Consider the following 11,095-nt stretch of genomic DNA (forward strand, 5'->3'; position numbering starts at 1 on the left):
TTGCACTTGTGATGATGAAACGAACCAGTTCTTTCCTGCTGCCTCTGTTGCTTTTAGGTAGCCAGATCTCACCTGCCCAAAGATTGGTGGAAAGGCTCGACCGGGGAGTGATAGCCGTGCCCTCGGACAAAGGAGTTTACGTGGGTTGGCGCATGCTGGGAACTGAGCCGAATTCGATTACCTACAATGTCTATCGCAATGATTCGAGGGTGAACGAGAGGCCAATCAGCGACTCAACTAACTTTTTTGACGACGATGGCACCTCCCGTGATTCCTACAGCGTGTCGGCAGTGCTCGATGGCAAAGAGTTGCCAGCTTCTAGTCCAGTTGATGTCTGGAATAGCTACTTCAGCGAGGTTCCTTTACAAAGGCCTGGCGGAGGAATCCTGCCTGGGGAGCGAACCTACGATTACGCGCCGGGTGATATTAGCGTTGCGGACCTCGATGGTGACGGGCAACTCGAGATCGTCCTAAAGTGGAATCCTTCCGAATCCAGAGACCCCTCACAGGCTGGCTATACTGGAAAGGTTATTCTCGATGGCTATGAGCTCGATGGCACTCATCTCTGGCGTATCGACCTCGGAATGAACATCCGGGCTGGGGAACACTACACCCAGTTCATGGTCTACGATCTCGATAGTGATGGCCGCGCTGAAGTTGTTTGCAAGACCGCTGATGGCACGAAAGACAATGCGGGCACCATTCTCGGAAGTGCGACAGCGGACTACCGGAATAGCGATGGTCGTATCCTGAATGGTCCGGAGTATCTCAGTGCATTTGATGGACTGACTGGTGAGTTCATTGATACCGTGGACTATATTCCCGGAAGAGGGCGTGTCTCCTCCTGGGGAGACCGCTATGGGAACCGGGTCGACCGCTTCTTGGCAGGGGTAGCCTACCTGGACGGTCGAAAGCCCAGTGTGGTGATGTGCCGTGGATATTACACGCGAACTGTTTTGGCCGCTTGGGATCTTGTCGACCGGAAGTTGCGGCAGCGATGGGTCTTCGACACCAATGACGAGGCTCATTCCTCCTATGCGGGGCAAGGCAATCATCAACTCAGTGTGGCGGACGTCGATTCCGATGGCCGAGACGAAATCGTGTATGGCTCGATGACTGTCGATGATGATGGGACAGGCCTCTACACGACTGGCTTGGGCCACGGAGATGCCCTTCATGTCTCCGACATGGATCCGAATCGCCCGGGGTTGGAGTTGTGGATGCCGCATGAAACTGCGGCCGGAGGTGCTACCTACCGAGATGCGGCTACGGGAGAAATTCTCTTGGAGCACAAGAATGCTGGTGATGTGGCTCGTGGGGTGGCCGCGCATATCGATTCCCGCTACCCCGGATACCAATTGTGGTCTCACGCGAGAGGGGGAGTTTATAATACGGACGGAACTCAGATTAAGGGGAGATATTCTAACAAGATGATGGGCTTCCTTGTCTGGTGGACAGGAAGTCTTCAGCGTGAGTTTCTTGCCTCCGCCAGCGGATCAGGAGAAAGTCCGGTTCTCGAACGATGGACCGGGGAGGGGTCAACCCGGCTCCTCAGTCTCTACAACGTTCCCACCGCATACGATACTCGCGGCATCAAGGGGACTAAGGCCAACCCTTGTTTTTCGGGGGATATCTTGGGAGATTGGCGCGAGGAACTGATTCTATACTCCAAGGATAAGACCAAGCTGCGCATATTCACTACTCCGGAAAAAACGAAGACCCGGATTCGGACTTTGCTGCACGATTCTCAATACCGTCTTGCTCTCGCTTGGCAGAACGTGGGCTACAATCAACCTCCACATCCTAGTTTCTATCTAGGAGAAGGGATGGCGGCCCCTGCCGCACCTCATATCGAACTCGTTCATTCAAAACTGCCTGAACCCTCTCAGGAATCCGAATGAGTATTTTCTTGGAGGCGGAAAGGTGGCTCTAACGAACGCTGAACAACGGAGATAGACCGTTTGAAGCTCAGCGGATTGTTTTGGAAATTTTTGCCCGTGTATCAGCCAAGCGGGATTTGTTCCCGTAAAAGGGAGTTGTGAACCCTCGTCAGCTACCAGAGCACCTTTCCAAGGTCGGGCGATGACCGTTTTTGGTTCCGCTCCTACTCGGAGAGTGAGGATGATGTGTCTTCCTTCTGGCGGCTCGGAGAAGCTTGCCCTCGTTTGGGCTTAGCAGGCCAGACGCCGTGAACTTCAGAGGTTCGAAACGACTGCCTCAATTTCACTCCGACTCCGGAGGCTCCGGCGCGATATCCCGAATTCCTCGGATTTCGATCTTCTCGGTTCTCGGATTGTAGTATGCGATTTGAAAAACCCGCTTGGGGCCAGGGTGAGTCCAAACTGTTTGCCCCACCGTCTCGACCTTTTTATTCCGAAGCGCGATCGCTTCCATGGAACTTGCATTGCGCTCATTGACCGGAGGGTCTTCGACTACGATATGATCGTGGGGCTTTACGTCGTAGACCTTCTCTTCGAGTTTAAATTTCATCGGAAGCGGGCTCAAATTGATGATCTTGAATCCACCGGTCGGAAATTCCCTCAAAGTGTCGTCAATCGGGAGAAGAGACGTTTTGGGAGCGCCGTCCTTACCTGAACCGGGCAGGAATAGAAGCACGAGAGAGTTTGCTTCCGGAAGAGTGGTCTTGGCGACCACCTTGGAGGAATCGTTGATACTTTCCCGAGAAGGATCGGTGGTGAAGACGACTTTGTCTCCGCTCACCATGATTTGGTTTCGCTCGTGGTTGAGATATTTTTTGATCTGAACTTCTGATGCTGCGGTCTCTTCAGTGCTTGTGATCGAGTGGGCATAGACCGTGGCTAGCGGCTCTTTGAGTAGCATCGAAAGTCCTCGCACGGAGATGGTGCGCGTCTCCTCGGCAAACAAGGTGGCCGGGATGAAGAGAAGGGTGATGAAGAGAGAAGGAAGGTTCATGGCTTGTTAGAGAATAGGCACTGTGTAATCTGAGCTGTTGTTAGACTTCTTCGGAAGAAAGCCAGCGGAAGCTCGTGACGATGAACCTCCGGCCAAACTTAACGTTCGTTTCGCTTTGGAGTTCATCTTCGCGGAGATGCGGTTGGTCGGATGGGTCCAGGTAGTCGGGTGTTCTTTGGATAACGGCTTCGCACCAAGCTCTCGCAATGGGAGCGTTCTTGCCGTTTCGGGCTTCCCCATAAGCTCGAATACGGAAGGTGTCGCCCCGAGTGGTCATGATTGCCGCCAGAGGAGCAAGTAGATCTGACTGGGAAAGCATGGGGGGCGCTCCCTCTGCGGTTTCCCCATTGTAAGCCTGACCGTGGGCTACCCCTCTGATCATTGTCGGCGGAGTTGAGGCCTCGGAGATTGATTTGGAGTAGTCGTCGAGGGCACCTTGATTGAAGCCGGAGGCTTCGATGGCACTTTCAAGAATGCCCTTCAAGCTGTGGAGATCTCCCTCTCGGGTGATGCGTCGATTGACGAACTCCGCTACCGTCATATTGGGTGCTTGGTCCTCGTCGCCGCGCAGGCGTAGTTGGTTCACAATGTTCGTTGCAAGGGTGTCGATATCGTCATCATCGAGTGACCGGTAGCCGGCCCATTCCGCGATGCCGATCGGAGTGATTCCTTCATTGGAACCTTGGTCATCGACGAGCGAGAAGCCGTGTCTGGGGAACGAAGTCCGCCCGGAAGAACCGAAAGTATTGCCTCCCCAAGCTGCAACCTCTTGATCCCGCAGAGAGGTGAGCACCGCCTGCCAAGCGGCTTTCGAGTCGGTGTTGATGTTGAAGCCTCCCCGGATGGCCATTGTGCCACCAATTCGGTTCATGAACTCACTCTCACTGAGTTGATCCAATTCTTCCGCTAAATCCGTACTCGCATATTCTTTCGAACTTATGGGAGTGAGGCGCGGATTGAGAAGTCGAGTGTTTCCTTGGAAAAAGTCTTCCAACAGGTTGGCTCGGTTGAGGGGGTCCAGAAGAGGGGAGTCGAAAGAGGCCGCGGTGGAAAAAAACGTGCGGTCCCACAGGGCATCATTGATGAGATAGGAGTGGTCTAACAGAATACCACTACCGTGAGTGTTCTGGTCCAAATTCGTTCCCGAGAGTTGGGTGCTAATCCCGTTGGAAGGGAGGAGAGGGTGAGCCCAAGAACTGCCCAACGGGCGGGGCACGCGTGGCAAGGTTGAGCTGGGATCCAGATTGGAGTGCAAGAGGCTACCCAAGCTGCTGGCAGGGACGACCGGAACTTTAAACATGGGGACGTGGGTGGATCCCCCATGGCTCGAACTACTTGCTCCATAGAAGCTCTGATTGGTCGTGGGATTGAGTTCGACGCCAGGCAAGGTGTTGAAGTCCTGCACCTCCTCGAATCGCAAGTCGTAAGTGTCGAGAGCATTTCCCACACGAGTGGTGTCCTGATCCGCGCCCGAAACCACTGGGTGACTGTAGACCCATGGCTTGGAATAATCCGAGGAATCAGAAGTTGTCTTGGCGGTCATCGTGAGCGTTGCGAAGGGACTCTTGCCACCGGCGGAACGGTCGGTGTCCCTTTGCATGAGGTCCCGCACCCGGAAGGTTCGCTCAATTTCATCAGTGCTGTCATCAGTAGAAATCTCCGAGGAGACGTCGCCGAAACGGAACTTGTAGCTGCGGAGCACATCGCGCTCGGCAGTGGGGTCTCTGCCAGCCAGGAGGTCGACTTGGAAGTCGGGAGAATTCCGTTCGGTGATGGTTCTCTGGGCTTTGGCAGTCACTCCAAAGGTATCATTGAGGTGAATCGCCAGCCAACCGGCACCGTCGAATCCGGTTCCTCGTTCCCAAGGGTAGATCGTGCCGGGTGGCCTTTTGCCAGAGATAGCCAAGTGGTCTGTCTGCAAGCCTGCCCTCACATCCCATCCGGGCACAGTTTCGACCCCCATCTGATTGTTAGTGCGATTGTCTTTGTTACCCAATTCACGGCCAGCATTCCAATCGAAGAATGCCCGGGGGCTATATCCTCCGGAGGTTTCCAGCTGCCAGCTCCAGTTGTTTTCAACCCAAGGGGAGAAAACTTTGACCTCGCCAGGCTCGAGCGTGAGAGGGTTGCCAGGGTTTCGTCCCCGCATTTCTCTGAGGACAAAGGTAAACCATTTGCGGGCGTCAGGGTCACTTTGGTTTGCAATTTGGAAACGGGCAATGCCGTGATAGTCGCCGTCGTTGTGTTCACTGCGTAGGTAGACTTCGTTCTTCTTAAAGCCAAAGGCAACTGGAGGATCCCAAACCCGAATGCGCAGTTGGTCCAGCTGAAGTGCGACATCGTAAGGGTTGTAGAGAGTGATAACGGGGTCGTAGACGAGATTGGGGCAGCCGTAGTTGCGGTATCCTCGTGGAATTGCTTTGGTATCTAGAGTTTGGCGCCGGTTGTCGACATTGAGAGCCTCGTGGGCCACCAGGGAGAAGATGATCTGCATTTTGGCGATGACCGGCAGAAGCGTCTCCTCTTCGGGAGAAGGATCCGTCCCCCTTGCACTACCCCGGAGCTCGTTGCGGGAGAATGTATACTTAGGGGTGCCACCAGCCACATCTGAAAAGCTCCGATAGTGCTGATAGTGGTCTTTGAGGTAGGCCCAGGTAGGGGCTCCATCGTTGGGCTGATAGTAGAGTGAATCGCTTCCGAAGGTTTGCTTGAAGTCTATACCGTTCCCGTCGTCTTCAAACGCAGTGGTAAGGTCTTTTTTAAATCCTCCGTCGATGGGATTGGTCAATAGGGTGAGCGAGTGAGCCGTAAGATGCTCCTTGTTCTCCTCAAAGGTGCTTTCATCCATGATAAGTCCGAGGGTCTCAAGGGTGTTGATCTTATGGAGGTCACCACGGCTGTCCGGGTCGAGCTCTGTCACTAGGGTTTCCACTCGACTCCGCGCCGGGGCGGAACGATGGGCGATAAGCTCACCAATGTTCTCGGGCTCCTGTTCCTCGATGTTGATTGGAACACGCATACTATTGTCCACCACGGTATAGGCATAGCCTCCGGTCAAGACGCCCTCCGAATCGTTGATCGGAACCAAGGAGGCTCGTAAAGGGGCGGACCCTGAAACAGACGGAGTGGGAGAACTCAGCCGGATGGGGGCATCCAAGGGTGCGCTGGGGAAGTCGAGGTTTTCAGCCTTACTCATTGGTGCGGAAACCAACCATTTTCTGAAGTTCTGTTTCTTCTGGGTATAGTCGGGGCTTCCTCCTTGCTCAGGGTCCCAATGATAAGTCTCCCATGCACCGACAAGATTAGGTTCAGTGGATTGTGCGTTGATAAGAGAGGATTGGGCGGTTGCGCTGCGGTCACTTCCCAAATGCTTCTGTAGATCGCCAATCGCGAGGGCTAGCGCCAGACGAGCATTGGATTTGGCGAGGGCCTCGGCCTGACCTGCCTGTGAGTCGCGAATGGTGATCGAAGACAGGCTTAGAAGTCCGACAGCGATGAGTGATAGAAGGATCATCATCGTGATCGTCACAACCAGTGAAAATCCACCAGATTGACCTGTTGCGGAATGAGAGAGCGGAGATTTCATAGGTTCGTTGATTTCAATGAATAGAAAGCTGCCTGCGGCGGCTTTGTCTTGACTAAGTAAAGCACCGGTCGAGGTAGGATGATTGTGCTATTTGTCTTTATTGTTTGTATGATTGCGACAGGCGTTTTTTGTCGGGAGTGTGTTTTTGCCCTAAAATAGGGAAATGTTGCGGAGTTTACTTGTCTGTTTTCTCGTCTTCTCCTATTTTTGAACCCTTGTTGGGTTGAGCGAAGCCCATGATGAAATTGCGAGTAATGATGAAAGAGTATTTTCCCGATATCCCCAAGGTGGTCTATGAAGGACCCGATTCTGACAACCCCTTTGCCTTCACTCACTACAACCCCGAGGAGGTGGTGGCAGGTAAAACGATGCGGGAACACTTACGATTTGCCGCGCCATATTGGCATGTAATGCGCAATGAGTTGAGCGACCCGTTCGGGGCGGGTACGGCCTTGATGCCATGGGACGATGGCACCGATTCCTTGGACAATGCTCTGGCCCGGGTTCCGGTCTTTTTCGAATTTTTGGATAAGATCGATATCGATCTCTACTGCTTTCATGACCGCGACATTGCGCCGGAGGGGAAGACCCTTGATGAGACCCATGAGATCTTTGCTCGGGTGGTGGAGGAGTTGGAGAGTTATCAGCAAAGCACGGGTAAAAGTCTGTTATGGGGCACGGCCTGCTTGTTTGGTCACCCCCGCTACGCCCATGGCGCCGCTACTTCGCCGAGCGCCGAGGTCTATGCCTACGCCGCCAGCCAGGTGAAACACGCCTTGGAAGCCACCCATCGCCTTGGGGGGACGGGCTATGTGTTCTGGGGAGGTCGGGAGGGCTATGGCTCACTCATCAATACCGACATGAAGCGGGAGCTGGATCACCTTGGGGCTTTTCTTCATATGGCAGTTGACCATGCCAAGAAAATTGGATTTGAGGGCCAATTCTTCATCGAGCCCAAGCCGCGCGAACCCTCCACTCACCAGTATGATTCGGATGCAGCGGCTTGTTTGAATTTTCTGCGGGAATACGATTTGTTGGAGCACTTCCAACTCAACATTGAGACGAACCACGCCACCCTCGCGGGTCACACCATGGAGCATGAGCTGCAAACAGCCATCGGGGCTGGTGCCCTTGGTTCCATCGATGCCAATCGGGGTGATGAGCTGTTGGGCTGGGATACCGATCAATTTCCAACCGACATTTACGGGACCACACGCGTAATGTTGGAAGTTCTAAAGATGGGAGGTTTCACCAAAGGTGGTTTGAACTTCGATGCCAAGCGACGGCGGGAATCCCATGAGCCTGAAGACCTCTTTCACGCCCACATTGGAGGGATGGATGCCTTTGCGCGGGGACTGAAGATTGCGGCGAAAATCATTGAAGACGGAAAGTTCTCCGACTTCATCGCGCATCGCTATGCCAGCTTCAACACCGGAACCGGTGCCGAGATCGAGTCGGGGAAAGCGAGTCTGGACTCTCTCGATGCCTATGCTCGTGGAATCGACGCTCCGCAACTCGCGAGTGGACGTCAGGAATATTTGGAAAACCTCTTCAACCGTTATCTCTAATCATAATGAAATTTGGAACTAGTACTTGGCTGTGGACTTCACCCTTCTCCAATGAGTCATTGGGGCTCTTTCGAACCATCAAGGAACTTGGCTTTGATTGTGTCGAGCTCCCGATTGAAGACCTTGCAATTGTCGATGGAGAAAAGGTGAGGGCGGTGTTGGATGATGAGGGACTCGAGGCCACGGTTTGCGGAGCCTTCGGGCCCGGGCGGGACCTATCGAGTGATGACCCGGCAGTCGTCGCGGCTACTCTGGACTATATCAAGGGGTGTCTGGACCTGTGTAATGAAGTGGGCGCCGGGTTCTTTGCCGGACCGATGTATGCGGAGGTTGGAAAGGCGAGACAGCTGCCCCCCGAGGAACGCTTGGCGGAGTGGAATCGCTCCGTGGAGAACTTGCGTAAAGTTAGCATTGAAGCCGAGGCTCGAAATCTTCAGATCGCTATCGAAGCGATCAACCGTTTTGAATCCGATATGGTCAATCTGACGGAGGACTCCTTGCGGATGATGCGCGCTGTCGACCATCCGGCGACCAAGGTCATGATTGATACATTTCACATGACTATTGAGGAGGCGAGCATGGGCGATGCAATTCGCGCGGCTGGCGAAGATTTGATCCACGTTCAGGTGTCTGAGAACCATCGTGGAGTGACTGGAACGGGCCTGACTCCCTGGGGCGACTTTCGTGACGCTTTGGCCGATATCAATTATGACGGCAAAGTCGTGATCGAATCCTTCACTCCAGAGAACCGCGATCTCGCGGGCGCTGTTTGCATATGGAAAAAGTTCACCGAGACGCAGGATGAGTTTGCAGCGCAAGGCCTGCAGTTTCTGCACTCCTTGTTCGATCACCAAGCTGCGGAGAAATCAAAAAGCAGCTGCCTCGTCGGTTAGCAGGAGATGAATCACAGAGAGGAGCGTCCCTGAGCGCCGAGATCTTCTGCGTGGTTCGTCGGCGATCGCCAGGTTGGAGGCGTGTTCGGCGAGCAAGATTGATATCTCTGCTCGTCCGAACGTGTCGTCATCAAGAGGAGTCAGCTATTTTTGTCGGAGCCAAGAATCAGAGAGTGAAAGGAAGCCACAGGCGCGAAAGTTCCAGGTCGAGAACTTTCCCGTCGAGCTTCCAAAGCTGTGCGCTCAAGTGGCCAACTGCTCAATGGACTTGTGGGGATTGAGTGTTTTCGTGTTGTTCGTTTTTCATGCTTCAAGGAGAGTAATCAAACCGTGATGAATCTCCGTCCAATCCTGGTCCAGGTCGATACTGGCGATTTGGAGGCGGTAGCCGTCTAGCTGGAGATCGTGGCGGAAGTTCTGAGCGACTGCGGGGTAGAGGAGAATGCCTTCCACATTACTCCATCCCTTCTCGCGCTCGGCATTTCGGAGGTAAGCGGTGATTTGATAGAGATGGTTCGAGTTGAACCGGGCGGAGGCGGTTCCTTTCGCTTTGAAAGCCTCTTTGTAGAATTTGCAATCCAGCACAATCTGGCGCTCGGCGGATTCGAGCGCGACGTCCGTCTCCATCCGGGGGATGAGGTCCAGGCTTTCCCTGGGCCCGTCTTGGCTCCAATGCAGGTGTGGGGCACTGACTTCGAAGTCCGAGTGGCGGCTGTAGAACGTCTTTACGAATTTTTCGAAAAGAGCGGCCATCGCTTTCTCTTCTCGAAGGAAATTCTGAAAGCGGGATTCTCCTTGATTTTCGGTGGGGAGGAGGGAGTCGTAGATGAGCTCACAGACACTCATCAAGAAGCGGTATTGCCGATTGTTGCGATGAATGCGGACCCGCCGGAAGAGCGGCTTGGTGAGCACGATGCTTTCGATTTCACCCATGAGCTGCAACTTCTGTTTCAGTTGATCCGCCAGCTTGTGGTCCAGCCGACTGCAGCGAAGCATTTGCTCGATGGTTGTTCGCAGAATACGGTTGTGCAGGACGTTGTAGCTAAATTCATCGAACTCGCAGACCATTCGTCCCTGCCTCCAGGTCTGGCGCTGCATGCTGGCTCCTACGTCGATTCGACCACGGAGCTTTGGGGTCTTTTCCCGTTCGAGGATATAGTCGCGGTCGAACCCGTGACGGACCAGATAGTCGGTCCCGTTGATGAGCACTCTGGCAAAAAGGTCGTCGAGAGTTTGGCTGTCTTCCGCGCTGACATCGATCGTGCCAGCCACGTCCAGTTTGTCCCATGCATAGCACAGCAGATAGTAGACGTTCTGGATGGGGATATCTTGGGGCATGAGAGTAAGACCCTAGTCGAGGATTCGCAGAAGAGTTTCCGCTTCCGCCTTCACCTTCTCCGACTCATCCAACCAATACTCCGAGAGCAGGGGAACCACTTCAAATTGGACCACCTTGCGATACCAGGATTCGAAGTCGGTGAGTCCCACCGGTGGACAGAAGAAGCTGTGTCCGATGCTGAATCCGCTGCCGAGGGCTTTGTCCTTTTCAATGGTGTCGTTCAGGTTTGTTAGAGCCTGAATCAGAGGGCGAATGAATTTCGCGGGAACTTTTCGTCCGGCAAGGAATTCAGAATACTTCGGGCTTTGGAATTCCGCCTCCAGGGTGATGAAGGCAAAGCGACGCCGCAGGGCATAGTCGACTACCGAAAGCGAACGGTCAGCTGTGTTCATGGTCCCGATGAGATGGATGTTGTTGGGAACGTAGAACTTGTCAGCGGGGTCCCTGGTGTGGGTGAGCTGGAGGGCGAGATTGGGATTCCGCTTGTCGGCTTCAATCAGCATGAGGAGCTCACCAAAGATCTTGCTCAGATTGCCTCGGTTAATCTCATCAATGACGAGGAAGTAACTCTGTTCGGGATTGGCTTGGGCCGTTCTGCAAAGTTCAAAGAAAATGCCGTTTCGGAGCTCGAACCCTCCCTTTCCATCGGGACGATATCCTTGGATGAAGGGCTCTTCATCAAAGATTGGGGACATGAGGCGATAAAGCCATCATGTCCCCGATGTTTAATCACCTAAAGATAGGCCTGAAGGGTTACGACCCCCTTCAGGATTCC

The 11,095-nt window shown here is 53.9% G+C and carries 7 protein-coding genes; 3 read left to right on the plus strand and 4 right to left on the minus strand.

Features of this window, described 5'->3' with window-relative positions:
* Nucleotides 1-11 precede the first annotated feature (11 nt).
* Nucleotides 12-1,901 (plus strand): rhamnogalacturonan lyase, encoded by a 1,890-nt coding sequence (locus tag IE099_RS19530; protein ID WP_308428538.1) that lies wholly within the window; start codon nt 12-14, stop codon nt 1,899-1,901.
* A 322-nt stretch (nt 1,902-2,223) separates the two neighbouring features.
* Here IE099_RS19530 and IE099_RS19535 read toward each other — a convergent pair whose 3' ends face one another.
* Entirely contained in the window at nt 2,224-2,934 is a 711-nt protein-coding gene (locus tag IE099_RS19535; protein WP_189574102.1) for a hypothetical protein, read from the minus strand.
* Nucleotides 2,935-2,974: 40 nt separating this feature from the next.
* Nucleotides 2,975-6,520: a hypothetical protein gene (locus IE099_RS19540; protein ID WP_189574105.1), complete on the minus strand. Its 3,546-nt coding sequence runs from the start codon at nt 6,518-6,520 to the stop codon at nt 2,975-2,977.
* 257 nt (nt 6,521-6,777) lie between these two features.
* Here IE099_RS19540 and xylA point away from each other — a divergent pair, with 257 nt between their 5' ends.
* Both xylA and IE099_RS19550 read left to right on the plus strand, forming a co-directional pair.
* Entirely contained in the window at nt 6,778-8,088 is a 1,311-nt protein-coding gene (gene xylA / locus IE099_RS19545) for a xylose isomerase (protein WP_189574121.1), read from the plus strand.
* A gap of 5 nt (nt 8,089-8,093) precedes the next feature.
* Nucleotides 8,094-8,981, plus strand: a complete 888-nt coding sequence (locus tag IE099_RS19550) for a sugar phosphate isomerase/epimerase family protein (RefSeq protein ID WP_189574108.1) — start codon at nt 8,094-8,096, stop codon at nt 8,979-8,981.
* Nucleotides 8,982-9,284: 303 nt separating this feature from the next.
* Here IE099_RS19550 and mcrC read toward each other — a convergent pair whose 3' ends face one another.
* Both mcrC and IE099_RS19560 read right to left on the minus strand, forming a co-directional pair.
* Complete coding sequence (gene mcrC / locus IE099_RS19555; protein WP_189574111.1) at nt 9,285-10,319, minus strand: 5-methylcytosine-specific restriction endonuclease system specificity protein McrC; 1,035 nt, start codon at nt 10,317-10,319, stop codon at nt 9,285-9,287.
* A gap of 12 nt (nt 10,320-10,331) precedes the next feature.
* Entirely contained in the window at nt 10,332-11,015 is a 684-nt protein-coding gene (locus IE099_RS19560; RefSeq protein WP_189574115.1) for an AAA family ATPase, read from the minus strand.
* Between the last annotated feature and the right edge of the window lie 80 nt (nt 11,016-11,095).

The sequence above is a fragment of the Roseibacillus persicicus genome (assembly GCF_014651675.1).
GTDB classification, from domain to species: domain Bacteria; phylum Verrucomicrobiota; class Verrucomicrobiia; order Verrucomicrobiales; family Akkermansiaceae; genus Roseibacillus; species Roseibacillus persicicus.